37 protein-coding genes and 1 pseudogene are annotated in these 26,396 nt (G+C 41.6%); 7 read left to right on the forward strand and 31 right to left on the reverse strand.

Features of this window, described 5'->3' with window-relative positions; all coding sequences use genetic code 11:
* Window positions 1–160: 160 nt before the first annotated feature.
* From rplQ to AC1M84_RS09745, 29 genes and pseudogenes are all read right to left on the reverse strand, one after another.
* On the reverse strand, window positions 161–526 hold the full coding sequence (rplQ, locus tag AC1M84_RS09605) for a 50S ribosomal protein L17 (protein WP_034587447.1): 366 nt from the start codon (window positions 524–526) through the stop codon (window positions 161–163).
* 18 nt (window positions 527–544) lie between these two features.
* Window positions 545–1,552 carry a DNA-directed RNA polymerase subunit alpha gene (locus tag AC1M84_RS09610; RefSeq protein WP_035265161.1) on the reverse strand — a complete coding sequence of 336 codons (1,008 nt, stop codon included), beginning with the start codon at window positions 1,550–1,552 and terminating at the stop codon, window positions 545–547.
* Between the two features lie 17 nt (window positions 1,553–1,569).
* The gene (gene rpsD, locus AC1M84_RS09615; RefSeq protein WP_035265160.1) at window positions 1,570–2,196 is read right to left on the reverse strand and encodes a 30S ribosomal protein S4; all 627 of its coding nucleotides are present in this window, start codon (window positions 2,194–2,196) and stop codon (window positions 1,570–1,572) included.
* Between the two features lie 12 nt (window positions 2,197–2,208).
* Window positions 2,209–2,595, reverse strand: coding sequence for a 30S ribosomal protein S11 (rpsK, locus tag AC1M84_RS09620; RefSeq protein WP_001040166.1), 387 nt, complete (start codon window positions 2,593–2,595; stop codon window positions 2,209–2,211).
* 19 nt (window positions 2,596–2,614) lie between these two features.
* The gene (gene rpsM, locus AC1M84_RS09625; RefSeq protein WP_035265156.1) at window positions 2,615–2,971 is read right to left on the reverse strand and encodes a 30S ribosomal protein S13; all 357 of its coding nucleotides are present in this window, start codon (window positions 2,969–2,971) and stop codon (window positions 2,615–2,617) included.
* A gap of 106 nt (window positions 2,972–3,077) precedes the next feature.
* Window positions 3,078–3,194 carry a 50S ribosomal protein L36 gene (rpmJ, locus tag AC1M84_RS09630; RefSeq protein ID WP_000867907.1) on the reverse strand — a complete coding sequence of 39 codons (117 nt, stop codon included), beginning with the start codon at window positions 3,192–3,194 and terminating at the stop codon, window positions 3,078–3,080.
* A 20-nt stretch (window positions 3,195–3,214) separates the two neighbouring features.
* On the reverse strand, window positions 3,215–4,534 hold the full coding sequence (gene secY / locus AC1M84_RS09635; protein WP_171076742.1) for a preprotein translocase subunit SecY: 1,320 nt from the start codon (window positions 4,532–4,534) through the stop codon (window positions 3,215–3,217).
* A 45-nt stretch (window positions 4,535–4,579) separates the two neighbouring features.
* Window positions 4,580–5,020, reverse strand: coding sequence for a 50S ribosomal protein L15 (rplO, locus tag AC1M84_RS09640; protein ID WP_035265144.1), 441 nt, complete (start codon window positions 5,018–5,020; stop codon window positions 4,580–4,582).
* A gap of 3 nt (window positions 5,021–5,023) precedes the next feature.
* Window positions 5,024–5,200: a 50S ribosomal protein L30 gene (gene rpmD, locus AC1M84_RS09645; RefSeq protein ID WP_004786899.1), complete on the reverse strand. Its 177-nt coding sequence runs from the start codon at window positions 5,198–5,200 to the stop codon at window positions 5,024–5,026.
* 6 nt (window positions 5,201–5,206) lie between these two features.
* Complete coding sequence (rpsE, locus tag AC1M84_RS09650; RefSeq protein ID WP_035265141.1) at window positions 5,207–5,704, reverse strand: 30S ribosomal protein S5; 498 nt, start codon at window positions 5,702–5,704, stop codon at window positions 5,207–5,209.
* 2 nt (window positions 5,705–5,706) lie between these two features.
* Entirely contained in the window at window positions 5,707–6,057 is a 351-nt protein-coding gene (gene rplR, locus AC1M84_RS09655; RefSeq protein WP_035265138.1) for a 50S ribosomal protein L18, read from the reverse strand.
* Between the two features lie 14 nt (window positions 6,058–6,071).
* Window positions 6,072–6,605 (reverse strand): 50S ribosomal protein L6, encoded by a 534-nt coding sequence (rplF, locus tag AC1M84_RS09660; protein WP_035265135.1) that lies wholly within the window; start codon window positions 6,603–6,605, stop codon window positions 6,072–6,074.
* A gap of 13 nt (window positions 6,606–6,618) precedes the next feature.
* Window positions 6,619–7,014 (reverse strand): 30S ribosomal protein S8, encoded by a 396-nt coding sequence (gene rpsH / locus AC1M84_RS09665; protein ID WP_035265132.1) that lies wholly within the window; start codon window positions 7,012–7,014, stop codon window positions 6,619–6,621.
* A gap of 12 nt (window positions 7,015–7,026) precedes the next feature.
* The gene (gene rpsN, locus AC1M84_RS09670; protein ID WP_067731180.1) at window positions 7,027–7,332 is read right to left on the reverse strand and encodes a 30S ribosomal protein S14; all 306 of its coding nucleotides are present in this window, start codon (window positions 7,330–7,332) and stop codon (window positions 7,027–7,029) included.
* 9 nt (window positions 7,333–7,341) lie between these two features.
* Window positions 7,342–7,878 carry a 50S ribosomal protein L5 gene (rplE, locus tag AC1M84_RS09675; RefSeq protein ID WP_004809796.1) on the reverse strand — a complete coding sequence of 179 codons (537 nt, stop codon included), beginning with the start codon at window positions 7,876–7,878 and terminating at the stop codon, window positions 7,342–7,344.
* A 16-nt stretch (window positions 7,879–7,894) separates the two neighbouring features.
* Window positions 7,895–8,212 (reverse strand): 50S ribosomal protein L24, encoded by a 318-nt coding sequence (gene rplX / locus AC1M84_RS09680; RefSeq protein ID WP_035265122.1) that lies wholly within the window; start codon window positions 8,210–8,212, stop codon window positions 7,895–7,897.
* A gap of 11 nt (window positions 8,213–8,223) precedes the next feature.
* Window positions 8,224–8,592 (reverse strand): 50S ribosomal protein L14, encoded by a 369-nt coding sequence (rplN, locus tag AC1M84_RS09685; protein WP_035265119.1) that lies wholly within the window; start codon window positions 8,590–8,592, stop codon window positions 8,224–8,226.
* A 91-nt stretch (window positions 8,593–8,683) separates the two neighbouring features.
* Window positions 8,684–8,941 (reverse strand): 30S ribosomal protein S17, encoded by a 258-nt coding sequence (gene rpsQ / locus AC1M84_RS09690; protein ID WP_004691314.1) that lies wholly within the window; start codon window positions 8,939–8,941, stop codon window positions 8,684–8,686.
* Entirely contained in the window at window positions 8,938–9,135 is a 198-nt protein-coding gene (gene rpmC / locus AC1M84_RS09695; RefSeq protein ID WP_035265113.1) for a 50S ribosomal protein L29, read from the reverse strand. Before rpmC ends, rpsQ begins: the two co-directional genes overlap by 4 nt.
* The gene (rplP, locus tag AC1M84_RS09700) at window positions 9,135–9,548 is read right to left on the reverse strand and encodes a 50S ribosomal protein L16 (protein WP_035265110.1); all 414 of its coding nucleotides are present in this window, start codon (window positions 9,546–9,548) and stop codon (window positions 9,135–9,137) included. The genes rpmC and rplP overlap by 1 nt, the downstream gene beginning before the upstream one ends.
* Window positions 9,488–10,304 (reverse strand): annotated as a pseudogene (gene rpsC / locus AC1M84_RS09705) (30S ribosomal protein S3). The gene rplP and the pseudogene rpsC overlap by 61 nt, the downstream one beginning before the upstream one ends.
* Window position 10,305: 1 nt before the next feature.
* Window positions 10,306–10,635, reverse strand: coding sequence for a 50S ribosomal protein L22 (gene rplV, locus AC1M84_RS09710; RefSeq protein WP_035265103.1), 330 nt, complete (start codon window positions 10,633–10,635; stop codon window positions 10,306–10,308).
* Window positions 10,636–10,646: 11 nt separating this feature from the next.
* Window positions 10,647–10,922, reverse strand: coding sequence for a 30S ribosomal protein S19 (gene rpsS, locus AC1M84_RS09715; protein ID WP_004281508.1), 276 nt, complete (start codon window positions 10,920–10,922; stop codon window positions 10,647–10,649).
* A 19-nt stretch (window positions 10,923–10,941) separates the two neighbouring features.
* Window positions 10,942–11,766, reverse strand: coding sequence for a 50S ribosomal protein L2 (rplB, locus tag AC1M84_RS09720; protein ID WP_035265099.1), 825 nt, complete (start codon window positions 11,764–11,766; stop codon window positions 10,942–10,944).
* Between the two features lie 11 nt (window positions 11,767–11,777).
* The gene (rplW, locus tag AC1M84_RS09725; RefSeq protein WP_035265097.1) at window positions 11,778–12,098 is read right to left on the reverse strand and encodes a 50S ribosomal protein L23; all 321 of its coding nucleotides are present in this window, start codon (window positions 12,096–12,098) and stop codon (window positions 11,778–11,780) included.
* On the reverse strand, window positions 12,095–12,697 hold the full coding sequence (rplD, locus tag AC1M84_RS09730; protein ID WP_035265093.1) for a 50S ribosomal protein L4: 603 nt from the start codon (window positions 12,695–12,697) through the stop codon (window positions 12,095–12,097). The genes rplW and rplD overlap by 4 nt, the downstream gene beginning before the upstream one ends.
* Window positions 12,698–12,708: 11 nt before the next feature.
* Window positions 12,709–13,347: a 50S ribosomal protein L3 gene (gene rplC / locus AC1M84_RS09735; RefSeq protein WP_035265091.1), complete on the reverse strand. Its 639-nt coding sequence runs from the start codon at window positions 13,345–13,347 to the stop codon at window positions 12,709–12,711.
* A 59-nt stretch (window positions 13,348–13,406) separates the two neighbouring features.
* Window positions 13,407–13,718, reverse strand: a complete 312-nt coding sequence (rpsJ, locus tag AC1M84_RS09740) for a 30S ribosomal protein S10 (protein WP_004725677.1) — start codon at window positions 13,716–13,718, stop codon at window positions 13,407–13,409.
* Window positions 13,719–13,953: 235 nt separating this feature from the next.
* Window positions 13,954–14,712, reverse strand: a complete 759-nt coding sequence (locus AC1M84_RS09745; protein WP_481593797.1) for a type 1 glutamine amidotransferase — start codon at window positions 14,710–14,712, stop codon at window positions 13,954–13,956.
* A 152-nt stretch (window positions 14,713–14,864) separates the two neighbouring features.
* On the opposite strand from AC1M84_RS09745, the gene AC1M84_RS09750 reads away from it, so the two are divergent.
* From AC1M84_RS09750 to AC1M84_RS09775, 6 genes are all read left to right on the forward strand, one after another.
* Entirely contained in the window at window positions 14,865–16,067 is a 1,203-nt protein-coding gene (locus AC1M84_RS09750; RefSeq protein WP_481594891.1) for a PLP-dependent transferase, read from the forward strand.
* 12 nt (window positions 16,068–16,079) lie between these two features.
* Window positions 16,080–17,663: a helicase HerA-like domain-containing protein gene (locus tag AC1M84_RS09755; RefSeq protein ID WP_481594892.1), complete on the forward strand. Its 1,584-nt coding sequence runs from the start codon at window positions 16,080–16,082 to the stop codon at window positions 17,661–17,663.
* Window positions 17,664–17,812: 149 nt separating this feature from the next.
* Window positions 17,813–18,574, forward strand: coding sequence for a globin domain-containing protein (locus AC1M84_RS09760; RefSeq protein WP_481594893.1), 762 nt, complete (start codon window positions 17,813–17,815; stop codon window positions 18,572–18,574).
* A 106-nt stretch (window positions 18,575–18,680) separates the two neighbouring features.
* Window positions 18,681–19,127: an RrF2 family transcriptional regulator gene (locus AC1M84_RS09765; RefSeq protein ID WP_035265081.1), complete on the forward strand. Its 447-nt coding sequence runs from the start codon at window positions 18,681–18,683 to the stop codon at window positions 19,125–19,127.
* A gap of 86 nt (window positions 19,128–19,213) precedes the next feature.
* A complete protein-coding gene (gene yihA / locus AC1M84_RS09770) occupies window positions 19,214–20,068 on the forward strand; it encodes a ribosome biogenesis GTP-binding protein YihA/YsxC (protein ID WP_035265068.1) in 855 nt (284 codons plus the stop codon).
* 133 nt (window positions 20,069–20,201) lie between these two features.
* Window positions 20,202–21,146, forward strand: a complete 945-nt coding sequence (locus AC1M84_RS09775; RefSeq protein ID WP_035265065.1) for a metal-dependent hydrolase — start codon at window positions 20,202–20,204, stop codon at window positions 21,144–21,146.
* A gap of 56 nt (window positions 21,147–21,202) precedes the next feature.
* On the opposite strand, the gene AC1M84_RS09780 is transcribed toward AC1M84_RS09775, so the two are convergent.
* Entirely contained in the window at window positions 21,203–22,456 is a 1,254-nt protein-coding gene (locus tag AC1M84_RS09780; RefSeq protein ID WP_035265062.1) for a dicarboxylate/amino acid:cation symporter, read from the reverse strand.
* A gap of 168 nt (window positions 22,457–22,624) precedes the next feature.
* Complete coding sequence (locus AC1M84_RS09785; RefSeq protein ID WP_035265059.1) at window positions 22,625–23,497, reverse strand: acyl-CoA thioesterase; 873 nt, start codon at window positions 23,495–23,497, stop codon at window positions 22,625–22,627.
* Between the two features lie 301 nt (window positions 23,498–23,798).
* Here AC1M84_RS09785 and plsB point away from each other — a divergent pair, with 301 nt between their 5' ends.
* Window positions 23,799–26,372 carry a glycerol-3-phosphate 1-O-acyltransferase PlsB gene (gene plsB, locus AC1M84_RS09790; RefSeq protein WP_035265057.1) on the forward strand — a complete coding sequence of 858 codons (2,574 nt, stop codon included), beginning with the start codon at window positions 23,799–23,801 and terminating at the stop codon, window positions 26,370–26,372.
* Window positions 26,373–26,396 lie beyond the last annotated feature (24 nt).

A 26,396-nucleotide genomic window follows, 5' to 3' on the forward strand; every position in this document is an offset into this window, starting at 1 on the left:
TTTTTATTAAAACATATTTTTGACAATACACAATGTCAAGTTTGACTAAAAGTTGCAAAAAACATGTCAATTCAGGTCAAGTAATGCCAATTGTTAGACAAAAAAAGGCCGGTTTATTCAACCGACCTTTTTTGAACAACTTGCGATGTTCTACACGAAATTATTTAACTTCGCGATCTACTAGCTCAACGTAAGCCATCGGTGCAGCATCACCTGCACGGAAGCCCGCTTTAAGAACACGTAGATAACCGCCGTTACGTTCTTTGTAACGAGGGCCAAGAACGGTAAATAATTTACCAACAGTTGCTGCTGAACGAGTACGAGCAAACGCTAAACGACGGTTTGCTACTGTATCGACTTTAGCTAAAGTGATTAAAGGCTCAGCTACACGACGTAACTCTTTTGCTTTAGGCACAGTTGTTTTGATCAACTCGTGTTCAAACAAAGAATTAGCCATGTTTTGGAACATCGCTTTACGATGACTGCTTGTACGGCCTAATTTCACACCACTATTACGATGACGCATGGTGATAGTCCTACTTAATTAACGACTACGATAGGCAAAACGATCGTCCATACGTAAACTAGCTGGTGGCCAGTTTTCTAAACGCATGCCGAGTTGTAAGCCTTTTGAAGCCAGAACATCTTTGATCTCAGTCAACGATTTTTTACCTAAGTTAGGAGTTTTTAACAACTCAACTTCAGTACGTTGAACAAGATCACCAATGTAGTAAATATTTTCTGCTTTCAAACAGTTAGCAGAACGAACAGTAAGCTCTAGATCATCTACTGGACGAAGCAAGATTGGGTCAACTTCTTCACGAGGTTCTTGAGCAACTGGAGCTTGATCTTTCTGAAGATCAACAAAGATTGCAATTTGTTGTTGCAAGATTGTTGCCGCTTTGCGGATCGCTTCTTCAGGGTCAACAGTCCCGTTTGTTTCAAGATCAATGACCAACTTGTCAAGGTCTGTACGTTGTTCTACACGAGCATTTTCAACTGTGTAAGAAACACGTTTAATCGGGCTATAAGACGCATCTAATTGTAAACGTCCCACTGGGCGAGTTTCACCTTCTGGGAAGCGAGAATCAGAAGTCTCATAACCACGACCTTGAACAACTTTCAAGCGCATTTTCAATGAGCCTGAAGCACTTAACGTGCCGATCAAATGTTCAGGGTTAACCACTTCAACATTGTGAGGTAAACGAAGATCAGCGGCAGTTACATCGCCAGGACCTTGTTTCTCTAATGTCAAATATGCTTCATTTTGATCGAACAGCTTAATAGACAATCCTTTAAGGTTCAGCAAGAGCTCGACGATGTCCTGCTGCAAGCCTTCTAAAGTACTGTACTCGTGCTCGACGCCTTCAATCTCAACTTCAACCACAGCAGCGCCAGGTAAAGATGATAAAAGAATGCGACGTAAAGCATTACCTAGAGTATGACCAAAGCCACGCTCTAAAGGTTCTAGAATCACTTTTGCCGAGGTCCCGCTTGCCGCTTCGACCTTGATCGCTTGCGGAGTTAGAAACTCGTTTGCAGTACGCGTCATTATTGCTACCTCAAGGATTATTTAGAATACAATTCAACAATCAAGCTTTCGTTGATTTCAGCAGGTAAATCAGAACGATCAGGTGCAGATTTGAATGTACCTTCTAATTTAGAATGGTCAACTTCCATCCAAGAAGGAGTTCCACGTTGAGCAGCCAATTCAATTGCGTTTTTAATACGTAATTGTTGTTTAGCGCCTTCGTGTACTGCAATCACGTCACCAGCTTTAACTTGGATTGACGCGATGTTAACACGACGACCATTTAAAGTGATTGAACGGTGAGATACAAGCTGACGAGCTTCTGCACGTGTAGAACCAAAGCCCATACGATAAACAACGTTATCTAAACGGCTTTCAAGCAATTTCAACAAGTTTTCACCTGTTGCGCCTTTAACACGAGCAGCTTCTTTATAGTAGTTACTAAATTGACGTTCTAAAACACCGTACATACGACGTACTTTTTGTTTTTCACGTAATTGTAGTGAGTACTCTGATTGTTTACCACCACGAGCTCCACCATGTTGGCCAGGAGCTTTAGCATGTTTTTTTGTCTTAACATCAAACGGTTTAACGCCTGATTTAAGTTGCAGGTCTGTCCCTTCGCGGCGAGAGAGTTTGCATTTTGGACCAATATAACGAGCCATGAATGTTTCTCCTTACACGCGACGTTTTTTAGGTGGACGGCAACCGTTGTGAGGAATTGGAGTCACATCGGTAATGCTATTAATTTTATAACCCACTGCACCTAAAGCACGAACCGCAGATTCACGACCTGGACCAGGACCTTTAACAAGGACGTCCAAGTTTTTCAAACCGTAATCTAAAGCAGCTTTACCAGCAACTTCAGCAGCTACCTGAGCAGCAAACGGAGTTGATTTACGTGATCCACGGAAGCCTTGTCCACCTGAAGTGGCCCAAGCCAGTGCATTACCTTGACGATCGGTAATAGTCACAATGGTGTTATTAAAAGAAGCGTGAATGTGTGCAACACCTTCAGAGACGGTACGAGTGACCTTCTTGCGTGTGCGAGTATCTTTAGCCATCTTTTAGCTTCCAGAAATCTTATTTCTTAATAGGTTTGCGCGGACCTTTACGGGTACGTGCGTTAGTTTTGGTGCGTTGTCCGCGGACAGGCAAGCTGCGACGATGACGAAGACCGCGGTAGCAGCCTAAATCCATTAAACGTTTAATGTTCATGGAAATTTCGCGACGTAAGTCACCTTCGGTCGGAACCTTAGCAACTTCTGCACGAATCGCATCAAGCTGAGCGTCATCTAATTCACGGATCTTAGTAGTTGGTGCAATACCAGTTGCAGCTAAGATTTGCTTAGCAGTATGGCGGCCAATACCAAAGATATACGTAAGAGAGATAACAGCATGCTTGTTATCCGGAATGTTTACACCGGCAATACGAGCCATTCACTTTCTCCAAAAAGGCAGTAGAGATAATCAACCGCCCCACAAAATCTTTGAGGGGCGGATAATAACCTAATTAGCCTACTGAAATCAACAGGTCTTGATCAGATTAACCTTGACGCTGCTTATGACGAGGTTCAGCGCTACAAATCACGCGGATTACCCCATTACGACGGATAACTTTACAGCTACCACAAATTTTCTTTACAGAAGCTTGAACTTTCATGATGAAACCTCTAAGTGCGCTTATCCCTTAGGATGAGCAGTCGTTTTACTCATTAGTGTTTGATTATCATATTGGCGCGATGTGAGGTGTGCCTGTAGCTGAGCCATAAAGTCCATAACTACAACAACCACGATCAACAGCGATGTACCACCCAAATGGAATGGAATACCAAAAGAACTTTGAAGCACCATCGGCATTAAACATACAACAGTGATATAAATCGAACCGATAAATGTTAAACGACTAAGAATATGATCTAAATAACGAGCAGTTTGCTCACCTGGGCGGATACCAGGTACATAAGCTCCACTACGCTTTAAGTTTTCTGATACTTCTTTAGGACTGAAAACTAGTGCCGTATAAAAATAACAGAAGAAAATAATAAGCGCACCGAATAGCACCAAATATAATGGTTGTCCAGGCGATAAAACTAATGCCAAATCTTGTAGTGTACGCTTAACGATCCCTGCATTAGGATCAGAACTACCTAACCATTGACCTAAACTTGCAGGAAACAGCAATAACGAACTTGCGAAAATTGCTGGAATTACACCCGCCATATTTATTTTTAATGGTAAGTGAGTCTGCTGTGCAGTAAATACTCGGCGACCTTGCTGCTTTTGAGCATAGTTAACAGGTATACGACGTTGTGCTTTTTCAATAAACACAATCGCAGCTAAAACAGCTAAAGACAATAAGCCAAATATAGCAATACCAATTAAGCTTGATTGACCATTTTCCACAAGGGTAAATGATTGCACAACCATACTTGGTAAACCAGCAACAATACCTGCAAAGATGATCATAGAGATCCCATTACCAACACCACGTTCGGTAATTTGCTCTCCCAACCACATTAAGAACATGGTACCTGCAACTAAAGACGTTAATGCAGGAATATAGAATGCTAAACCTGAAGTAAAGGTAATCCCTTGACTGATCAGACCCGCACACATACCAATACCTTGTACAATTGCAAGGAATAATGTGCCGTAACGCGTATATTGGTTAATCTTACGCTTGCCCTGCTCGCCTTCTTTTTTCAATGCTTCCAGCGAAGGAACAACCGTTGACATTAACTGCACGATAATCGATGCAGAAATATACGGCATGATCCCCAACGCAAGAATGGACATTCGTTCCAATGCCCCGCCTGAGAACATATTAAACAAACCAAGGAAAGTACCCTGGTTTGCATTAAAGAAACGTTCTAAAGCGACATTATCAATACCTGGCAGCGGAATATGCGCTCCTAGTCGAAAGACCACCAAAGCACCAATTAAAAACATTAATCGGCGAATAATTTCACGATATTTCACGTGAAATGGTTGACCTTTCATCATGTGAACATGACCTGTAGAACTAGGAGACATAGACACTCGCGATTACTCCTCGACTTTACCGCCAGCAGCTTCAACAGCAGCTTTAGCGCCTTTAGTCAATGCAACACCTTGAACAGTGAATGCACGAGTGATTTCACCAGAAAGAACGATACGAGCACGAATCATATCTTTACGTACAACGTTCGCTGCTTTTAAAGTTTCAAGAGTAACGATATCGCCTTCAACTTTGTTAAGTTCAGACAAACGTACTTCAGCAGTTTTCAAAGCCAATTGGCTAGTGAAACCGAACTTAGGTAGACGACGATATAACGCAGTTTGACCACCCTCGAAACCTGGACGAGTACCACCGCTCTTACGTGAGTTTTGACCTTTGACACCACGGCCACCAGTCTTACCAACGCCAGAACCAATACCACGGCCTAAACGAAGGTTTTCACGCTTAGCACCTTCTGCAGGTGCAATTGTATTTAAACGCAGAGTCATGGCTTATTCCTCTACACTAACCATATAGTAAACTTGATTGATCATACCACGGTTAGAAGGAGTATCTTGAACTTCTACAGTGTGACCAATACGACGCAGACCTAAACCTTTAAGGCTAAGCTTGTGATTTTTCAAGCGATGCGATGCAGATTTAGTCTGGGTAACTTTAATCGTTTTCATGATTGATTACCCTTGAATTTGTGCTACTGAAAGACCACGTTTCGCAGCAACTTTCTCAGGAGAAGTCATATCACGCAGACCATTAAAAGTCGCGTTTACTACGTTCGCAGCGTTAGTAGAACCATAACATTTAGTTAATACGTTACGTACACCAACAGCTTCTAAAACAGCACGCATAGCGCCACCAGCAATTACACCAGTACCTTCAGAAGCAGGTTGCATGTAAACACGGCTAGCACCGTGACGAGCGTTGATAGGGTGCTGAACAGTACCATCAACAAGTTCAACAGTAATCATGTTGCGACGAGCAGCTTCAAGTGCTTTAGAAATAGCAGCTGGAACTTCACGAGCTTTACCACGACCAAAACCTACGCGACCATTACCATCACCCACAACAGTTAATGCTGTGAAAGAGAAGATACGACCACCCTTAACAACTTTGGCTACACGATCAACGGCAACCAGCTTTTCAACAAGACCTTCGTTTTGTTCAACTTTAGCCATGATTAGAACTCCAAGCCGTTTTCACGAGCAGCATCAGCCAAGGCTTTGATACGACCATGATATTTGAAACCAGAACGGTCAAATGCAACTTTAGTTACGCCAGCTGCTTTAGCACGTTCAGCGATTAAAGCACCAACTTTAGTAGCTGCTTCAACGTTACCTGTAGTACCACTACGTAACGTAGCATCTAAAGTAGAAGCTTGCGCTAATACTTTGCCACCATCTGCTGAGATTACTTGAGCATAGATGTGACGCGGAGTGCGGTTTACACACAAACGAGTCGCACCCAATGCACGGATGTGCAAGCGTGTGCTTTTCGCACGACGCAAACGGGTTTGTTTCTTTTCGTTCATAAGAACCTCGCGCCTTATTTCTTCTTAGCTTCTTTACGAAGTACAACTTCATCAGAATAACGAACACCTTTACCTTTATATGGCTCTGGCGGACGGTAACCACGGATATCTGCAGCAACTTGACCTAAAGCTGCTTTATCAGCAGATTTAAGCACGATTTCAGTAGCTGTAGGTGTTTCAGCAGTTACACCTTCAGGAAGGTTGTAATCGATCGGGTGAGAGAAACCTAGGTTAAGGTGAACTGTGTTCCCTTTAACCGCAGCTTTATAACCAACACCGATAAGTTGTAACTTACGTTCGAAACCTTCGCTAACACCTTTAACAAGGTTGTTAAGCACAGCGCGAGCAGTACCAGCTTGCATCCAAGCATCTTTAGATTCAGCTTTAGGAGCAACAGCTAGAATACCGTCTTCCTGTTTTAGCTCGACCAGCGCATGCAGGTTGAAAGACAAAGTACCCTTGCTGCCTTTCACTTCGACCTGCCGGCCGTTCTGAGTAACTGTTACACCGTTAGGTACAGTTACTGGGGCTTTAGCCACACGAGACATGAGGAATCACCTATTAAGAAACAAAAGCAATAACTTCACCACCGATACCTGCAGCACGTGCAGCGCGATCAGTCATGATGCCTTTGCTTGTAGAAACAATTGCAATACCTAAACCTTGCTTAACGCTTGGAAGGTTATCTTTACCGCGATATTGACGTAAACCTGGACGGCTAACGCGCTTCACAGTCTCAATAACTGGTTTGCCTTCGAAATATTTTAAAGTCAAAGTAAGTGTTGGTTTGCCTTCAGCATCTGCAACAGCTACATCAGCGATATAACCTTCTTGTTGAAGAACGTTAGCAATCGCAACTTTTAACTTTGAGTTTGGCATAGAAACAGTTTGTTTCTTCGCCATTTGTGCGTTACGAACACGTGTTAACATGTCGGCAACGGTATCTTGCATACTCATTTATAGTGCTCCTTACCAGCTTGCCTTAACAACGCCCGGTACATCACCTTGCATTACTGTGTCACGTAATTTGTTACGGCTTAAACCGAACTTACGGAAGTAACCATGAGGACGACCAGTTAAACCACAACGGTTACGAAGACGTACTGGAGATGCATTACGTGGTAATGCTTGTAACTTCATCATCGCTTCGAAACGCTCTTCGTCGCTTGCATTTACGTTTGCAATAACAGCTTTTAATTCAGCACGTTTTGCAGCGTATTTAGCAACAGTAGCTTCGCGTTTCAATTCGCGATTAATCATACCTTTCTTAGCCATATCGACCTCTTATTTGAACGGGAAGCCGAATGCACGCATAAGCGCACGGCCTTCGTCATCGGTGCGAGCAGTCGTAGTGATGGTAATATCCATACCACGAATACGGTCAATCTTATCAAAATCGATCTCAGGGAACATAATCTGTTCTTTAAGACCCATAGAGTAGTTACCACGACCGTCAAATGATTTCGCAGAGAAACCACGGAAGTCACGGATACGAGGGATCGCGATAGAGATCAAACGGTCTAAGAATTCGTACATGCGTTCGCCGCGTAAAGTAACTTTACAACCAATCGGCCAACCATCACGGATTTTGAAACCAGCGATAGATTTACGAGCTAACGTAAGAACTGGTTTTTGACCAGCGATAGCTTGCATATCAGAAAGAGCACCATCAAGGAGTTTTTTGTCAGCAGCAGCTGCACCAACACCCATATTGATCGTGATTTTAGTGATGCGAGGGATCTCCATCACATTCTTAACGCCCAATTGTTCTTGTAATTGAGCTTTAAGTTCGTCGTTGTAACGCGCTTTAAGTCTGGCCATTGCCTATTTCAACCTATTACTTCGCTACCGCCACTGATTCACCATTTGATTTGTAAACGCGAGTTTTCACGCCGTCAATCACTTGGTAACCAACACGGTCAGCCTTTTGGGTTGTAGCATTAAAAATTGCCACGTTAGAGATATGAAGCAAAGCTTCTTGTGTAACGATAGCGCCTTCAGCACCTGTTGCACGGTTAGGCTTTTGATGCTTCTTAACTAAGTTAAGACCTTCAACCTTAACTCGGTCATTAGAAACAGACAAAACAGTACCTTGTTTGCCTTTTTCTTTACCTGCGATCACGATTACTTGATCGCCTTTTTTAATCTTAGCCATGATTGCCTCTATTATAGAACTTCAGGAGCCAATGAAATGATTTTCATGAACTGTTCAGTACGAAGTTCACGAGTCACTGGTCCGAAAATACGAGTAGCAATCGGAGCTTTGTTGTTGTTCAAAATAACAGCAGCGTTATCATCGAAACGAATAACAGAACCATCTGGACGACGGATACCGAATTTTGTACGTACAACTACTGCATTCATTACGTCGCCTTTTTTAACACGGCCACGTGGAATTGCTTCTTTTACAGTAACTTTAATAATGTCGCCAACTGAAGCATAACGACGATGTGAACCACCAAGTACTTTAATACATTGTACGCGGCGAGCACCACTGTTGTCTGCTACGTCGAGCATAGTTTCGGTCTGAATCATTGCCCTACTCCAAAACCGAGCATCACCGGTCACAATTTCGAAAGGCTCAAAGAGTACTCGAAATTGACCGATGATGCAACAAGAACGTTATTTACTCAGCAGCTGCTTCAACAACTTCAACTAAAGTCCAAGACTTAGTTTTAGAAATTGGGCGGCTTTCTTTGATAGTTACAACATCGCCAGTTTTAGCAGTGTTGTTCTCATCATGAGCGTGTAATTTTGTTGAACGGCGGATTGATTTGCCATACAACGGGTGTTGAACGCGGCGTTCGATAAGAACAACGATAGACTTGTCCATCTTGTCGCTTACTACTTTGCCTGTTAACGTGCGAACTGTTTGCTCACTCATTGTGCGTTCCCCTGTTTTTCGGTAAGGAGGGTCTTGATGCGAGCAATAGTTTTACGAGTTAATTGCACTTCGTGCGATTTACCCAATTGACCAGTTGCTTTAGCCATGCGAAGACGGAATTGGTTCAACTGTTGCTCATCAAGCAAAGCTGTCAATTCTTCTACCGACTTTTCACGTAGATCTTTAGTTTTCATTACATTACCGTCCGAGTCACGATAGTGGTTTTAAACGGAAGTTTAGCAGCAGCAAGCGTAAATGCTTCACGCGCTAATTCTTCGTTCACACCTTCCATTTCGTACAGGATCTTACCTGGTTTGATTTCACAAACCCAATATTCCACAGAACCTTTACCTTTACCCATACGAACTTCTAATGGTTTTTCAGTAATTGGTTTGTCCGGGAATACACGGATAAAGATCTTACCACCACGTTTTACACGACGGCTGATTGTACGACGCGCTGCTTCAATTTGACGCGCAGTCATGCGACCACGTTCAACTGATTTAAGTGCGATAGTACCAAAAGATACTGTGCTACCGCGATGTGCTAGACCAGTGTTACGGCCTTTTTGCACTTTACGGAATTTAGTACGTTTAGGTTGCAACATGGATTATTCTCCTTTTTCAGCAGAACGATCATTGCGACGACCACGACGCTCTTGACCTTCACCACGACCGCGACCACGTTTAGCTGGACGTTCTTCAGCTGGAGCTGGGTTCATGACTTGTTTCATGCCGCCCAAGATCTCACCACGGAAGATCCAAACTTTAACGCCGATCGTACCGTAAGTAGTTTCTGCGCGAACCGCTGAATAGTCGATGTCAGCACGAAGAGTATGTAGAGGTACACGACCCTCACGATACCATTCAGTACGTGCAATCTCTGCACCGCCTAAACGACCAGAAACTTCAACTTTGATACCTTTCGCACCAGCACGCATAGTGTTTTGAACCGCACGCTTCATAGCACGACGGAACATTACACGTTTTTCTAATTGAGAAGCAATTGCTTCACCAACTAGACGAGCGTCTAAATCTGGACGATCAATTTCGTTGATGCTTACTTGCGCTGGAACACCCATAATATTGGTAAGTTCGCGCTGTAATTTTTCAATGTCTTCGCCTTTTTTACCGATCACGATACCAGGACGAGCAGTGCTAATTGTTACTTTAGCAGCGCCTGTTGGACGTTCGATAAGAATATTGCTCACCATCGCATTCTTAAGTTTTTTGTTTAAAAACTCACGAACTTGAAGATCTTTAAGCAAGTATTCAGCGTATTGTTTCGGATTCGCATACCAGTTAGCGTTATGACGTTTCACAACACCTAGGCGGATACCGATTGGATGAACCTTCTGACCCATATCAAACCCCTACCTTAACGGTGATGTGACAAGTACGCTTAGTAATACGATCTGCACGGCCTTTAGCACGTGGCAAAATACGTTTAAGGCTCATGCCTTCATCAACGTAGATCGTAGAAACTTTAAGATCGTCTACATCTAAACTGTTATTATGTTCAGCGTTTGCAATCGCAGATTCCAACGCTTTCTTAACTAAAACTGCAGCTTTTTTGTTGCTGAAGTTTAGTATGTTAAGAGCGTGCGCAACAGATTTGCCGCGAATCAAGTCTGCAACCAAACGAGCTTTTTGTGCCGAGATAGCGGCACCGCGTAATTTAGCAGTTACTTCCATCATAGCACCTATTAACGTTTAGATTTCTTGTCAACACCGTGACCACGGTAAGTACGAGTCGGTGCAAATTCACCAAGCTTGTGACCAACCATATGCTCAGATACGATTACCGGAACATGGTTACGACCATTGTGTACAGAAATTGTTAAACCAACAAAATCCGGGAGGATCATCGAACGACGCGACCAAGTTTTGATCGGCTTACGGTTATTAGCCGCGATAGCCGCTTCAACCTTAGCGAACAAGTGCGCATCGACGAATGGGCCTTTTTTCAGAGAACGAGGCATTGTCAGATTCCTTTACTTGTTACTTAACGCGACGGTCGCGAATGATCATCTTAGTCGTACGCTTATTGGTACGTGTCTTGTACCCTTTAGCTTTTTGACCCCATGGGCTTACAGGTTGAATACCTTTGTTACGCCCTTCACCACCACCATGTGGGTGATCTACCGGGTTCATCGCCATACCACGAACGGTAGGACGAACACCACGCCAGCGTGAAGCACCAGCTTTACCTAGTGAACGTAAGTTGCTTTCTTGGTTAGAAACTTCACCAAGAACTGCGCGACATTCAACGTGTACTTTACGCATTTCGCCAGAACGCAGACGAATAATTGCGTAAGAACCGTCACGACCCAATAACTGAGCAGAAGCACCAGCAGAACGCACTAATTGAGCGCCTTTACCGATTTTAAGCTCGATATTGTGAAGAGTAGAACCGATAGGCATGTTACGAAGTGGTAAGCAGTTACCTGGACGAATTGGAGCATCGTTACCAGATTGAACTTTATCACCAGCACGTAGACCTTTAGGCGCAATGATATAACGACGCTCACCGTCAGCATACAAAACTAATGCAATGTGTGCAGTACGGTTAGGATCGTATTCGATACGCTCTACAGTCGCAGGAATGCCATCTTTGTTACGTTTAAAGTCAACAATACGGTAATGTTGCTTGTGACCACCACCAACGTGACGTGTAGTAATGTGACCGTTGTTATTACGACCACCAGTACGTTTTTTAGCTTCTACCAACGGAGCATAAGGCGCACCTTTGTGAAGATGGTCGTGAACGACTTTCTCTACAAAGCGACGTCCTGGTGACGTTGGCTTACATTTTTGAATAGGCATAATTCTCGTCCTTATTCCGCTGTGCTTTCAGCGGTATCGCCCAAGTCAGCCATTTCTACATCTTGGCCAGCTTTCAGGGTGACGTATGCTTTTTTAACATCAGAACGACGTCCGATAGTTTTACCAAAGCGTTTAGTCTTACCTTTAGTGATAGTCGTGTTAACTTTAACAACTTCTACACCAAATAATTGTTCAACTGCTTTTTTGATTTCAAGTTTGTTTGCATCGATAGCAACTTTAAACACTTGAACACCAGCAGTTTCACCTAAAACTTGTGCTTTTTCTGAGAATACAGGTCCTTTTAGGACTTGATAGATACGTTCGTTGTTCATCCGAGTTCTACCTCAATTTTCTTAGCAGCAGCTACAGACATAACAACTTTATCGAACGCGATCAAGCTAACAGGATCGATAGCAGCAGCATCAACCACATCAACGTGTGGAAGGTTACGAGCAGCTAGATACAAGTTCTCATCAACAGCATCAGTAACGATTAATGCACGAGTAGCATTCAAGTCGTTAAGTTTTGCAAGCAATTCTTTAGTTTTTGGAGCAGCTACAGCAAACTCTTCAACTAAAACTAAGCGATCTTGACGAACAAGTTCAGCCAGGATGCATTGCATAGCACCGCGATACATTTTACGGTTTACTTTTTGAGACCAGTCTTGTGGACGAGCAGCAAAAGTTTTACCACCGCCAACCCAGATTGGGCTACGAATAGAACCAGCACGAGCGCGACCAGTACCTTTTTGACGGAATGGTTTTTTACCACCGCCAGAAACGTCTGCACGTGATTTCTGAGCTTTTGAACCTTGACGACCACCAGCTAAATAAGCTGTAACAACTTGGTGTACAAGAGCTTCATTGAATTCACGACCGAACGCAACTTCTGATAATTCAACAGCAGAGCCGGAAACAGTATTTAAATTCACGTTATTTCCCCTCAAGCCTTGATAGTAGGACGAACAGTTACGTCACCACCGGTAGCACCAGGAACCGCGCCTTTAACTACAAGAACTGAACGCTCTGTATCGATAGCAACGATTTCAAGACCCTGTGTAGTTACGCGTTCAGCACCTAAATGGCCAGCCATTTTTTTGCCTTTGAATACGCGACCAGGAGTCTGGTTTTGACCTGTAGAACCTAGAACACGGTGAGAAACAGAGTTACCGTGAGTAGCGTCTTGAGTACGGAAGTTCCAACGCTTAACACCACCTTGGAAACCTTTACCTTTAGACTGACCAGTTACGTCAACGATTTGACCCACTGTGAACAAATCTACACCGATAGTTCCGCCAACTTCACGACCTTCAAGATCAGCTTCTGTAACACGGAACTCTTGAACTAAACGACCAGCAGCAACACCCGCTTTAGCGAAGTGACCTTTCTGAGCATTAGTAACGCGAGATTCGCGACGTTCACCAGTAGTGATTTGAATCGCTTGATAACCATCAGTTTCAAGCGTTTTGATTTGAGTGATGCGGTTAGGATCAACCTCAATCACTGTAACAGGTACAGAAACACCAGCATCTGTAAAGATACGTGTCATACCGCACTTGCGACCGACTAAACCAATAGCCATGTGCATAAACCTCTAAAAAAGCGGCTTAATTAACTTAGAGTGTTAATTAACCGAAAGCCTTAACCCAATGCGATCTGAACGTCTACACCAGCTGCAAGATCTAATTTCATCAATGCATCTACAGTTTTGTCTGTAGGTTGAACGATGTCGATCAAACGCTTGTAAGTGCGGATTTCATACTGATCACGCGCGTCTTTGTTAACGTGCGGTGAAGTTAGAACGTTAAAACGCTCGATGCGAGTTGGCATCGGGATTGGACCACAAACTTGTGCACCAGTACGTTTTGCTGTTTCTACGATCTCTTGAGAAGATTGATCAATTAAACGGTGATCAAAAGACTTCAAACGGATACGGATTCTCTGGTTAGACATACCAGTAAACTCCAAGCCAAATATATAAAGAATCACCCATGACGCATCTCCCCCTGTCCGAAAACAAGGCAAGTGTCAGAGGCAGTGAAAATCACTAAGGTCGTGATCGATGCCACGACTGTAACGATCTAAACAACAATCAACGTTGTTTAGCCCTTAATATCAAAGGGTCGCCCATTATAACGATTGTTTAACTGTTAAGCAAACCTATTTATCATTTTTTCTCAATTTACGGTTAAGCGTTGGCGGCTTTCTTTTGTACACCCTGCCCGAACCCCAATACATAATTAATTGCATCGATCAGCAATTCATTCCCTTTTTGGAACTTAGTTTTTTTTGTTTGTTTTAAGGTATCTAAAGATTGTACATAAGCGCCAGAAAATACCTTCTCATGCTCTTCATTCTCAATATACATTTGTAAAACTTTCGGCGTTATTTCTGGATGAAACTGAAAACCCAGCACATTCTTTCCAATTTGGTACATTTGGTTTGCACACACATTATTTTCAGCCAGTCTGACGCCTCCTTTAGGAATCTCAAAAGTCTCACTGTGCCATTGCATTATTTCCAATTCTTTAGGTATTTCAAAGTAATCTGATAAACCATGTTGAGTTCTGAAGACTTTAGTCCAACCTAACTCTTGTTGCTCATTTAAACGTACACTTGCTCCCAAAGCATTGGCTATAAGCTGACCTCCGAGACACAAACCAATTGCAGGCTTGCCTAGTGATAAATATCGACGGATCCATCTTTTTTCTATTTTTAGCCATGGATAATTAGCCTCATCATTTACACTCATTGCTCCACCCATGATGATGAGTAAATCAATATCTTCAATTGCTGGTAACGCCTCGATTTCTAATGCCATCTCAACAGGTAAGGCAAAAAATTCCGTAGCACTAATTTGTGCTCCAATTGATTTTAAATATTCATAACAACTTCCGAACCCTTCACCAGCAATATGCTGAAAGTAATGCACTTTTAATGGCTTCATTTTCCAACCCGAACTTTTCTTATATTGCACTAGCAGTTGCAAAAATGAAGCCAACCTATAGGTTGTTAAATAATTTTAAACAAAGCACAGCTATGCAGTTTTTTAGTAGTATGTTTTGTTAGTTATAAAATGACGGTTTATACAGGTAAATTGTGAAAATAAATACGCAAACTCAACTCATACATAGCCCTAGAAAAGCACCTCAACTTTTAAATAGTATTCAACCCCCTATTTATCGCGCATCAACGATCATTTTTGAAAATACCGATGCTCTTTTCAATCGCCATTGGACCGATCCTTATGACTATAGTTACGGAACGCATGGCACCCCTACCACGTTTACGCTAGGCGACAATATTGCACAATTAGAAGGCGGAGAATACTGTCTACTTGCACCAAGCGGACTCTCTGCAATCAACTTGGTGAATTCTTGTTTTTTAGCACATGGTGATGAAGTTTGGGTCGCGGACAATATTTACGGTCCAAATATGGAGCATTTGCGAAACCTAGAATCACGTTATGGTATTGTCGTTAAGGTCTATAATCCGATTGATATTGAGAGCTTTAAACCCAGTGATAAAGCTAAGTTAATTTGGTTAGAAGCTGCAGGATCTGTAACACTTGAATTTCCAGATTTAACGAATCTGGTGAAAAAAGCTCAAGCTCATAAGATGCTTACCGCACTTGATAATACTTGGGGAGCGGGTCTAGCTTTTAATGCTTTTGATTTTGGTACAGAACACTTAGCAGTCGATATTACCATCCATGCACTCACCAAATATCCAAGCGGTGGTGGTGACATTCTCATGGGAAGTGTCGTAACAAAAAACAAGGATTTATACCACAAGCTATTTCGCATGCATGCAATTCAAGGAATTTCTATATCAGGCGATGACACCGCACAGATTCAGCGCAGCCTATCTTCAATGGAACTCCGTTATACGCACCAATCTAAATCAGCGCTAACTTTATTAAACTGGCTTCAACAGCAAAATGAGTTTGCACAAGTATTGCACCCTGCCAATCCAAAATCTGCAGGTCATACTTTTTGGAAAGAAGTTTGCCTATCAGAATTAAGCGCAGGTTTAATCAGTGTAATTTTTGATAAAAAATATAATCTTCAAGATATACGCAATTTTTGTGATGCGCTTAACCTGTTTAAATTAGGTTTTAGCTGGGGTGGCCCAGTGAGTTTAGTAATGCTCTATCAAATTGATCAAATGCGTGAGCTTGCACATCCACATTTACAAGAAGGAATATTGGTTCGTTTTTGTATAGGACTGGAACATCCGCAAGATTTGATAGAAGATATTCAACAAGCACTCAAAATAATGCAACAACAAAAGATCGAATAAAAAGGAATAATTATGGGCACACCAATTGTCATCGCAAAAAAAACCTCAGATACATCCCAAGAGATTGTTTTACATTCGCAACTGGCAAACCGACATGGCTTGATTGCCGGCGCAACAGGAACAGGCAAAACAGTCACTTTAAAGGTCTTGGCAGAAAACTTTTCTCGTATTGGTGTGCCGGTATTTTTAGCCGATGCAAAAGGTGATGTCTCTAGCCTTGCCAAAGCAGGTGAAAGCAATTCAAAATTTGATGAACGCATCAAGAGCCTCAATATTGAATCAATCCCATTTAGCGCATCACCTGTGGTTTTTTGGGATTTATTTGGCGAACAAGGTCACCCGATTCGGACTACAGTATCAGAAATTGGTCCATTGCTTTTAGCCCGAATGCTGAATTTGAATGACACCCAAGAAGGTGTGCTTTCTGCGATTTTCCGCATCGCGGATGATCAAGGTTTATTACTGATCGACTTTAAAGACCTCAAGGCGATGATCACTTATGTGACTGAGCATGCAGCTGACTTTAAAGCAGAATACGGCAATCTTTCTCCTGCCAGCTTGGGTGCAATCCAACGTAATTTGCTAGCACTGTCCGATCAAGGCGGTGATCAATTTTTTGGTGAGCCTGCATTAGACCTCATGGATTTTATCCAAACCGATGCACAAGGTCACGGTAATATTAATTTGCTCGCTGCCGATAAATTAATGAATATCCCAAAGCTGTATGCGACTTTCTTACTGTGGATGCTTTCCGAACTGTTTGAACAATTACCTGAAGTCGGTGATATGGATAAACCGAAATTGGTATTTTTCTTCGATGAAGCTCATTTACTGTTTGACAATGCCAGCCCTGCTTTACAAGAAAAAATCGAACAAGTGGTACGCTTAATCCGCTCTAAGGGAGTAGGTATTTATTTCGTCACCCAAAATCCGCTGGATTTACCTGAAAGTGTTTTAGGACAACTGGGCAACCGTGTTCAGCATGCACTTCGCGCCTTCACACCAAAAGATCAAAAAGCAGTAAAAACTGCAGCTGATACTTTTAGAGCAAATCCTGCATTCAAAGTACAAGATGCTATTACGGAGCTGGCAGTTGGTGAAGCGCTGATTAGCTGTCTAGATGAGAAAGGTACGCCACAAATGGTTGAACGCGGTTGGGTTATGCCCCCATATTCATCTTTTACACCTATCACGCTTGAAGAGCGTAAGACGCTCATGACAAACAGTGTGATTGCAGGTGTTTATGAGCAAGTACTTGATAGAGAAAGTGCTTTTGAAATGCTGCAAAACAAAGTAGTTCAGCGTCAACAACAATCCGAACAAGAAGCGTTAGCAAAACAACAAGCTAAGGAACAAGAGGCCTACGCGAAGCAAATTGCTAAAGAGCAAGAAGCTTTCGCAAAACAGCAAGCCAAAGAACAAGAACGCCTTGCCCGTGAACAACAAAAAGAAGCAGAACGTGCAGCCAAACAACGCGAAAAACTCACCCAAGATATTGTCGGTACGTTTGCTAAAAGTGCTGCACGAAGCCTCGGCGGAAGCACTGGGCAAAAAATCGTACGCGGTCTACTGGGCTCATTATTTGGAAAAAAATAGCCCTCCCTTTACCCATCATTTTTAACTTCATTATGGGATATTTTAATATCCCATAATTATTTTAAGGTTTTCTATGCAAGTCATATTGCAGCTCGACCCTAAAAGATGTATTTTAAATATATCTTTTAATAAAACTAAAGTTGAAGCTCATGACGCCACAACATATTGAACTTGTAAAAGCGACTGTTCCCGTCCTGCGTGAGAATGGTGTTGCTCTTACGACCTATTTCTATAATCGCATGCTGAACAACAACCCCGAGTTAAAAAATACATTTAACATGGATCATCAAAGTACTGGTCGTCAGCCACGTGCTTTAGCTGCTGCTGTTTTGGCATATGCTGAAAATATTGAAAATCCTACAGTTTTGGCAAAAGCGATTGAGCGAATTACCACTAAACACGTAAGTTTAGACATTCAAGCGGATCAATACTCGATTGTGGGTGAAAACCTTCTGCATTCAATCAGCGAAGTATTAGATGTGCCAATGGACTCTGATCTGATTGCTGCTTGGAAAGCCGCGTATATGCAATTGGCAGACATTTTAATTGGTGTCGAAAAATCAAAATATGAAGCTTTGACTGCACAAAATGGTGGTTGGGCTGGCTGGCGTGAATTTAAAATTACAGCGATTGAAGCTGAAGCTAACACCAAAACCTTCACTTTAGCTGCCAAAGACGGTCACACCATTGCGACGGCTGAAGCAGGTGAATATATTTCGGTGCGAGTCCAAGTACCGGGGCAAGAGATGCGCCAACCACAACAATTTAGCTTTGATGTTGCACAAGCTGATCAGTATCAAATCACAGTAAAAGCGGTAGATGAAGCAACTGAATATTCTGTGGCAAATATCTTATTAAACCACTATCAAGTAGGTGATGTGGTTGAGGTATCTGCACCACTAAAAAATTAATTCATCTAAATCTTTAACCGAAATAAGATTTTAAGAGATCATTGAAAGCTCCGTTCACGGGGCTTTCAATGTTAAGATGGAAATAAGCTATCTTTTATGATGATCTATGCAACTGAATAAATTTACCGACTATGCGCTGCGTATATTGATGTATGTCGCACAACCTCGCGACTTGCCTTATACCATTGCAGAACTGGCAAACCAATTGCAGGTCTCAGAAAACCATGCCATGAAAATCGTTCACTTTATGGCAAAACAAAATTGGCTAATGACCAGTCGAGGCAAAGGTGGCGGTATACGTCTAGCCCCTCAAACTCTGAATATCTCATTAGGGACTTTAGTGAGAACACTTCAAGGCGATCAGCAAATTGTAGAGTGTCATAACCCGCCATGCGTATTAAGAAGTGACTGTGGCTTAAAAGGCATTTTAGATCATGCAGTCCAACAGTTTTATCAGCATTTAGATCAATTTAAACTGAAGGATGTTATACCCACCTCAGGTATAAAATTCAATTCAGATTCACCCATTCCTTTCATCCAAGTTACACCATAGATTGACTCAATTCGATTGAGTATTCGCTTGCATGCGCGACTTCCTTTATAATAGCTGATTGTAAATTGAGTTATTGAAGTTGAGCTATGCATCACAGCAGAGGAAAGTCGAAAAACAGTAAGGCGTCAAATGCCCCAAAGCAAAAGATCAGCTATGAGAAAAAAGCCGATCCAGCGATTACTGAATATTCGGTTCAAGCGCTCAACTGGTTGCGCAAAGCCGAATTCTTAATGAGTGCACCAAAACTGAATTTATGTGTAGAAGACACAGGTTATGAGATTGCTTTTGCAGGTCGTTCGAATGCTGGTAAATCGAGTGCGATTAATGCATTAACTAATCAAAAACAACTTGCACGTGCGTCTAAAAAACCTGGTCGCACACAAATGATTAACTTTTTTAGCATGGGCAATGCCGAACAAAGATTAGTTGATCTTCCTGGATATGGCTATGCTGCTGTACCTGAAAGCATGAAAATCGTTTGGCAAAAAGAGCTTGAAAACTACCTCATTCATCGTGAAAGTTTACAAGGGCTTGTATTGTTAATGGACATACGACACCCTTTACAACATTTCGATGTCATGATGTTAGAATGGGCTTATTCACGTAAATTATTTGTCCATGTTTTATTAACAAAATCAGATAAGTTAAATCGTGGTCCAGCTTCTAAAGCATTGCAAGAAGTCAAAGCTCAATTAAAGAAAATGAAGCTTAACTTCTCTATCCAATTGTTCTCATCCCTCAATAAGCAAGGTCTTGAAGAACTCGCAAGCGTTATTGCTGGTCGTTTAAATTTTACGCTTGAGCAACCTAACGGATTTGATCTAAGTGCAATTCCTGAAGTAAGTGAATCAGACATCGATGAAGATTTTGATCATGATATTCAACAAGATGATGAATCACCAAGCGAAACAACCGAACTAGAATCCAACAAAGCTGAATAGTATCTACCCTACTGAATGGTTAAATCATTACATTCACTAATTGATACATCAATGTCCTCAAATGCTAAGGTTATTTGAGGGCATTTTTTTATACTGAAAAATGATAATCACAACAAAAATTCAGGAAAGTGTGATGAAATTATTGTCTCGATTAAGAAATAGTAAGATTGGATCTTCTATTGAGTATCACATCAAACCTCGTAAAGTTAAATTTGAGTGGGCGGATACACCAGTAGATTGGGTTCCAAATCAGCCTTTCGTTAGTTATTTTATCAATGAAATTAATAACATCTTACCAGCAGGCGAATTTTGGTTTTGTCGTCTGTACAACAAAGTATTACCCAAAATTACTGATGAAAAACTTGCAGAAGATGTGAAAGCTTTTATTCGCCAAGAAGCGATGCACGCTCAAGCACATAATTCAGCAAATAAAGAATATCTCAGCGCACGTCATATCGATATTCAACGTAACCTCGATATCATGGACTTTCTTTTTGGAAAACTTTTAGCGGATAAACCTTTAGGTCTAAACGTCCCAAAAGCCTTAGATCATCAGTGGGATTTATTTAGATTAGGTATTATTGCTACTGTTGAACATATGACTTGTGTCCTCGGCAAATATGCCTTGTACAACAAAAAATGGGGAGAATTGGGTGCTGATGCCAATATGCTCGATCTCGTAAAATGGCATGGTGCTGAGGAAATTGAACACCGTACCGTTGCATTTGACTTATATCGTCATCTTGGCGGTGGTTATATTTCTCGCTATTATCAAAGTGTAGTTGTGATTGCTGCTGTATTAGGTTTATGGGTTGATGGTGCTGCTCATATTATGGGTCAAGACCCTCGCTTTAAATCAATTAAACCAGCTGTTTACAAACCTTGGATTTGGCGTGAATGGGCACGAATTGCCCAAAAAGACAATGGTTTACTTCCTCACCCATTCTGGCTTGTTTCTCAACAACTCGGCTATTTAATGCCTTGGTATGACCCTGTTCATGAAGCAAAAACTGAAGATGCGATCAACTATCTAAATCAGTCACCAGCAGCGGAACGTGCAGCACTGAAAGTTGCATAATGTATTCAATAAAAAAGCAGGGTGATCCCTGCTTTTTTTATATCTGATCTAATCTTTTAAGCTGTATTTTTTTCAATAGGTTCATGATCAGGATTCGTGTAACGATCTACAACAACACTAATCATCATATCCCCCTGCACATTCACCACTGTTCTAACGGTATCTAACAAACGGTCAATCGGCAATAATATCGCGATTGCTTCTGCCGGGAGTCCAACTGATTGTAAAACCATAATCATGGTAACCATACCTGCGCTAGGTATACCTGGTGCCCCTAAAGATGCAATCATTGCTGTCGCACACACAATCAATTGTTGTCCTAACGTTAAGTCAAGCCCCATTAAATTCGCAATAAACAGCGCCGCCGCAGCCTCATACAATGCCGTCCCATCCATATTCAACTGTGTCCCGAGAGGGATCACAAATCCTGCAGTCTGGGGTCTTACTCCTAAATTTTCCTGAGCACACTTCATTGATAGCGGCATGGTTACGGAACTTGAGCTAGTAGCAAACGCCGTAATCAAGGCTGCTCGTGTTCCCTTAAAAAATGTAATTGGATTCATTCTCCCGAAAATCCAGAGCAACAAAGGCAAAACAACTAGGCCATGAAAGATGGTCGTTCCCGTGACTACTGCTGCAAATTCTGCTAATCGACTCAGAACAGATAGGTCCTCCGTCGCGATTAACTTTGCCAGCAACGCAAAAATCCCTATTGGTGCGAGCTTCATCACCCAACCAATCATCAACATCATGATTTCAAAAAATTGCTGACTCAACGCTTTCACTGTTTTAAATTTTTCACCACCTTTAACGAGAGCCACCCCAATTAAAAGTGCAAAAACGACAACGGCTAACACATTACCTTCAGCAAATGCTTTAAACGGGTTTATTAGTGTATTTTGGATAAAGTTGGTAAAAAAACTCGAGGGCGTCAAAGTATCAGGCGTCTGATGCTGATTCATGGTCTCTTGAAAAATAGTGATGTCTACACCTTTCCCGACCTCAAAAAGATGCGCACACGCAAGCCCCAAAATCAGCGCCAACGTTGTGGTTGTGACACAACAAGCAAGGGTAATTTTCCAAGTTCTACCAAGTTGGCCACCAGTCTGCAGATTGGAAACTCCGACAACAATAGAACTAAAAATGAGAGGAATCAGTAATAGTTTAAGTAGACCAATAAAAATACTACTGGCAATCCCTAAGCCATATAAACTTCCGTTAAAAAATACTGTATCAGGGAATACATTTAACAAGATGCCAAAAGCCACACCTAAAATTGCAGCAATTAAAATTTGCGTATTTAGACTCATGTCCTGTGCTTTTCATTTTGATTTATTAGTCGCACTATGCCATGAGCGACTTCAAGAATCGATCATTTTTTCTTGTTAGCTTTGCAACCGAAACGAATAACTTATAAATACAAATATGAACTAAAAAGCCAAATCTGAAGATTTGGCTTGAAGCATGGATCAATTATCTTATTGCGTTTCGATTTCACGAATTCGAATTAGACCTTCTTGCACTGTACTACAGACCAATTGTCCATTTTGCCACATTCGTCCAAAGTTCAATCCTCTAGAACTTGCACTAATCGTTGCTTCCATGTCATAGAGCATCCAATCATCTACACGAAATGGTTTATGAAAGTACATGGTATGGTCAATGCTGGCACATTGTAAACTCGGTGAAATATAACTGAGTCCGTGTGGTCGTAGTGCAGTTGTCATCAAAGTAAAGTCTGAATAAAAAGCAGCGATCGCCTGATGTAATGCATTTTCATCTACATCATCAGCCAAACGATCGTGTGTACGAATATAGTGCGCGTAAGACGGCGCTTCAGGTTGTGGTTGGAATGGATTGACTGGCATTACAGGCTTAATTTCAACATGACGATCACGCATAAAGCTGGCACGCACATTCTCTGGTACGAAATCGACAATCATTTTCTTGAGTTCAGCTTCAGATTTTAGCCCATCTACTGGCGGGTATTCTGGTTCAGCAACTTGATAATTGAGACCCTCTTCTTGGTCTGCAAAAGATACCATACACATGAATATCGTCTTGCCATGTTGAATCGCACGAACTTGGCGACTCACGAAACTACGTCCATCACGGATTCGATCTACTTCATAAATAATGGGTGCATTAACATCCCCACCAAATAAGAAATATGCATGCAATGAGTGTGCAGGGCGATCAGTTGTATATGAAGCAGCACGTAACGCTTGACCTAGAACTTGCCCACCAAAGACACGTTTGCCAACCAAATTTTGGCTTTTGCCTCTAAAAATGTTTTCTTCAAGTCTTTCTAGCGTGAGTAAATCTACGAGTTCTTGCGTGAGCTGATTCATATCGGACCTATATATTTCATTGCTACGACATTAAATTGGGCCTGTTGAACTTAAACAGATTTTCCAATTTAATGACTCAATCTTTATATTGCCATAATTTCCGAGTAAACAACTAAACTTTGCTTGACTATATTGTCATAAAACAAATTTGATATTTTGGCTAAAAATACGATTATTAACGAAAATTCATCCAAATTCTGTGCATTTTGTTAGAAAATGACATATTGTTTTGATCACAGATTTAAGAAAATAATTGCCTTCATTCGCGTCATGCGAAATTCGTCTTTGGCTAGGAGTATGTATGTCCAAGAATGGCTTTGGTCAAATGTATCGTCGACTTTCCAGTAAGTTGCTTGACCTCGTAGTAACACCGCATGTTCTTGGAGAGGTTCCTACTGAAACCCAACCTTCAACACCACCCACTGAAAATAATACGACTCACAAAAAAGTGGTGTGCTATGTATTACAAAATTACTCGCGTAGTAATGCGTTAGTGGTTGACGGCGAAACTCGTCGATTAAATCTCGCGCCAGCACTTGACCCACTCATGATCGGGGACCATAAAGAGAAAGCTGCTGTATTATTTTTACAACACCAAGATGAAACAAACTTACTTAATCCGCCACCCCATGCATTTCCACCTCGTCTCCTCAGATTGATCGAGATATTGGATAAGCATCCAGATACTGACATTGAACTTATACCTGTGACTGTATTGTGGGGCCGCTCACCGGACAAAGAAGATTCATTATTTAAATTGCTATTTACGGACACTTGGGCAACGCCAAGTACTGTTAAACAACTGATGAATATTGGTTTACATGGTCGCCAATCTTTTCTTGAATTTCATGAACCAAAATCACTGCGCGAATTGGTAGATTACGCACGTGTAACACATCCAAACTTGTCTCCTGCAACATATATCGTCAATCAACTCAATGATTATCTAGATCGTCAGCGTGAAGTTGTATTAGGTCCAGATTTGTCAGATCGTCGAAACGTGATGCAATCATTGATTAAATCTCAAGATGTTCAGGACGGAATTCGCAAAGAAAGTATTCGCTCTAAAATCAGTTTGATTGAAGCTGAGCGCCGTGCGATCGGCTACGTGAATGAAATTGCATCAGACTATTCTCATGCAACAGTACGTTTTGCAGAACAAGCCCTGACGCGTCTTTGGACTCAACTCTATGACGGCGTAGAAGTACATAATTTCAATACAGTTCGTGAATTAGCGAAAGACTACGAAATTATTTATACACCTTGTCATCGTAGCCATATTGACTACCTATTACTCTCTTATGTGATTTATAAGCGTGGGATGATGGTACCGTACATTGCTGCAGGTGATAACCTGAATATGCCATTCGTTGGTCAGCTTTTACGTGGTGGCGGTGCATTTTTTATACGTCGAACCTTCCGTGGAAATGCGTTATACACCACTGTATTCAAAGAATATCTATACAGTATCCTATCGCGAAACACGCCATTAGAATACTTTATTGAAGGTGGACGTTCACGTACTGGACGTTTATTACCGCCGAAAACAGGTATGTTGGCAATGACTGTGCATAGTCATTTGCGTGGTCGTGCTAAACCTATTGTATTTGTCCCGACCTATTTTGGTTATGAACGCCTGATGGAAGGTGCAACTTACGTCGGTGAAATGAATGGTAAGCCTAAAGAGGCCGAATCTATCTTTGGTATTTTACAAACCTTAAGAAAGATTGAACGCATCTTCGGTAAAGTACACGTAAACTTTGGTGAACCCGTCTTCCTTGATGAGATTTTGAAACAGCATGGTGCTGAACATATCAAAATTGAGAAGAATGATGACCCGATTCCTCAAGAAGTTTCTGATGCAGTCAACACCTCAGCAAATGCAATTCTTGAAAATATTAACCGTGCTGCTGTTATCAACCCAGTTTCGTTATTGTCACTTATTCTTTTATCGACTTCCAAGCACACGCTTGATGAAGAGATTTGTATTAAACAGTTAGATACCTATCGAAATCTTCTAACAGCTTTACCTTATGATCATCGAGTTCAAATCACACCACTGTCTGGTAAAGAAATCATTGCTTATGGTTTAAAACTCAAGTTGATTAAGCGTGTAAAACATGTCCTTGGCGATATTATTGCGATTGAAGATGGTCAAGCAGTATTACTGACATATTTCCGCAATAATATTTTGCATGCTTATGTCTTGCCATCACTGATTGCTGCGATGGTCGAGCACAATGGTAAAATTTCACAGGGCGATTTGATTAATGTCATTCGTACACTTTATCCATTCTTGAAAGCTGAACTTTTCCTTAAGTGGAATACGGATGAGCTTAAAGAACAGATCTGTAACTATGTTCAAGGTCTGGTAGAAGCACAGTTGATTACGATTGATGAACATGGAAATTTATGTAGCCCTGCACCTAACTCTGAACAACACAATCAGTTAGTCGTGCTTGCTGCTCCAGTGAAGCAAAGTATTGAACGCTACTACATGACACTTGCCCTAATTACTCAACGTGGCTCTGGAAATATTACGACCAAGCAGGTCGAAGATTTAAGCCATCTATTAGGTCAGCGTTTATCTGTACTTTATGAGTTCAACTCACCTGAATTCTTTGATAAAGCGCTCTTCCAAAGTTTTATCAAAGTTCTGACTCAACAAGGCTATATCAGTAATAACGAAGAAGGCGCAATAGTCTTTGATGCACAATTCAAAGAGGTTGCTCAATATGCCAACTTGGTACTAGATGATGTAACCTTACAAATGTTGCAACATATCACTTCATTTAACGATGAAGAGCTCAAAGAAGCTTTGGATGCAGTTGCTGATCAACAAGCCAAAAAACGCTTAAAACGCAAGAAAAAATAGTATCTAAAACCCTCCCCAGTGAGG

The organism is Acinetobacter sp. 24-47-66 (genome assembly GCF_056779755.1).

What these genes read in the sequence shown, in the direction of transcription:
- AC1M84_RS09765 (WP_035265081.1), top strand. Translation starts at nt 18,681, where the DNA reads ATGCAACTGAATAAATTTACCGACTATGCGCTGCGTATATTGATGTAT.
- AC1M84_RS09760 (WP_481594893.1), top strand. Translation starts at nt 17,813, where the DNA reads ATGACGCCACAACATATTGAACTTGTAAAAGCGACTGTTCCCGTCCTG.
- rpsD (WP_035265160.1), bottom strand. Translation starts at nt 2,196, where the DNA reads ATGGCTCGTTATATTGGTCCAAAATGCAAACTCTCTCGCCGCGAAGGG.
- rpsE (WP_035265141.1), bottom strand. Translation starts at nt 5,704, where the DNA reads ATGGCTAAAGTTGAACAAAACGAAGGTCTTGTTGAAAAGCTGGTTGCC.
- rpsH (WP_035265132.1), bottom strand. Translation starts at nt 7,014, where the DNA reads ATGAGTATGCAAGATACCGTTGCCGACATGTTAACACGTGTTCGTAAC.
- rplR (WP_035265138.1), bottom strand. Translation starts at nt 6,057, where the DNA reads ATGAACGAAAAGAAACAAACCCGTTTGCGTCGTGCGAAAAGCACACGC.
- rplC (WP_035265091.1), bottom strand. Translation starts at nt 13,347, where the DNA reads ATGGCTATTGGTTTAGTCGGTCGCAAGTGCGGTATGACACGTATCTTT.
- rpsQ (WP_004691314.1), bottom strand. Translation starts at nt 8,941, where the DNA reads ATGAGTGAGCAAACAGTTCGCACGTTAACAGGCAAAGTAGTAAGCGAC.
- rplE (WP_004809796.1), bottom strand. Translation starts at nt 7,878, where the DNA reads ATGGCCAGACTTAAAGCGCGTTACAACGACGAACTTAAAGCTCAATTA.
- AC1M84_RS09785 (WP_035265059.1), bottom strand. Translation starts at nt 23,497, where the DNA reads ATGAATCAGCTCACGCAAGAACTCGTAGATTTACTCACGCTAGAAAGA.
- rpsK (WP_001040166.1), bottom strand. Translation starts at nt 2,595, where the DNA reads ATGGCTAAAGATACTCGCACACGCAAGAAGGTCACTCGTACCGTCTCT.
- rpsJ (WP_004725677.1), bottom strand. Translation starts at nt 13,718, where the DNA reads ATGTCTAACCAGAGAATCCGTATCCGTTTGAAGTCTTTTGATCACCGT.
- rplN (WP_035265119.1), bottom strand. Translation starts at nt 8,592, where the DNA reads ATGATTCAGACCGAAACTATGCTCGACGTAGCAGACAACAGTGGTGCT.
- yihA (WP_035265068.1), top strand. Translation starts at nt 19,214, where the DNA reads ATGCATCACAGCAGAGGAAAGTCGAAAAACAGTAAGGCGTCAAATGCC.
- rplQ (WP_034587447.1), bottom strand. Translation starts at nt 526, where the DNA reads ATGCGTCATCGTAATAGTGGTGTGAAATTAGGCCGTACAAGCAGTCAT.
- AC1M84_RS09775 (WP_035265065.1), top strand. Translation starts at nt 20,202, where the DNA reads ATGAAATTATTGTCTCGATTAAGAAATAGTAAGATTGGATCTTCTATT.
- AC1M84_RS09780 (WP_035265062.1), bottom strand. Translation starts at nt 22,456, where the DNA reads ATGAGTCTAAATACGCAAATTTTAATTGCTGCAATTTTAGGTGTGGCT.
- rpsS (WP_004281508.1), bottom strand. Translation starts at nt 10,922, where the DNA reads ATGCCTCGTTCTCTGAAAAAAGGCCCATTCGTCGATGCGCACTTGTTC.
- rplO (WP_035265144.1), bottom strand. Translation starts at nt 5,020, where the DNA reads ATGACTCTGCGTTTAAATACAATTGCACCTGCAGAAGGTGCTAAGCGT.
- rplX (WP_035265122.1), bottom strand. Translation starts at nt 8,212, where the DNA reads ATGGCTAAGATTAAAAAAGGCGATCAAGTAATCGTGATCGCAGGTAAA.
- rpmC (WP_035265113.1), bottom strand. Translation starts at nt 9,135, where the DNA reads ATGAAAACTAAAGATCTACGTGAAAAGTCGGTAGAAGAATTGACAGCT.
- secY (WP_171076742.1), bottom strand. Translation starts at nt 4,534, where the DNA reads ATGAAAGGTCAACCATTTCACGTGAAATATCGTGAAATTATTCGCCGA.
- rplP (WP_035265110.1), bottom strand. Translation starts at nt 9,548, where the DNA reads ATGTTGCAACCTAAACGTACTAAATTCCGTAAAGTGCAAAAAGGCCGT.
- plsB (WP_035265057.1), top strand. Translation starts at nt 23,799, where the DNA reads ATGTCCAAGAATGGCTTTGGTCAAATGTATCGTCGACTTTCCAGTAAG.
- rpsN (WP_067731180.1), bottom strand. Translation starts at nt 7,332, where the DNA reads ATGGCTAAGAAAGGTATGATTAATCGCGAATTGAAACGCGAAGCTACT.
- rplW (WP_035265097.1), bottom strand. Translation starts at nt 12,098, where the DNA reads ATGAACAACGAACGTATCTATCAAGTCCTAAAAGGACCTGTATTCTCA.
- rplV (WP_035265103.1), bottom strand. Translation starts at nt 10,635, where the DNA reads ATGGAAGTAACTGCTAAATTACGCGGTGCCGCTATCTCGGCACAAAAA.
- rpsM (WP_035265156.1), bottom strand. Translation starts at nt 2,971, where the DNA reads ATGGCTCGTATTGCCGGTGTAAACATTCCGGATAACAAGCATGCTGTT.
- rpmD (WP_004786899.1), bottom strand. Translation starts at nt 5,200, where the DNA reads ATGAAAACGATTAAAGTTACCCAGACTAAATCTGCATCGCATCGCTTG.
- rpmJ (WP_000867907.1), bottom strand. Translation starts at nt 3,194, where the DNA reads ATGAAAGTTCAAGCTTCTGTAAAGAAAATTTGTGGTAGCTGTAAAGTT.
- AC1M84_RS09755 (WP_481594892.1), top strand. Translation starts at nt 16,080, where the DNA reads ATGGGCACACCAATTGTCATCGCAAAAAAAACCTCAGATACATCCCAA.
- rplB (WP_035265099.1), bottom strand. Translation starts at nt 11,766, where the DNA reads ATGCCTATTCAAAAATGTAAGCCAACGTCACCAGGACGTCGCTTTGTA.
- AC1M84_RS09745 (WP_481593797.1), bottom strand. Translation starts at nt 14,712, where the DNA reads ATGAAGCCATTAAAAGTGCATTACTTTCAGCATATTGCTGGTGAAGGG.
- rplF (WP_035265135.1), bottom strand. Translation starts at nt 6,605, where the DNA reads ATGTCTCGTGTGGCTAAAGCCCCAGTAACTGTACCTAACGGTGTAACA.
- AC1M84_RS09610 (WP_035265161.1), bottom strand. Translation starts at nt 1,552, where the DNA reads ATGACGCGTACTGCAAACGAGTTTCTAACTCCGCAAGCGATCAAGGTC.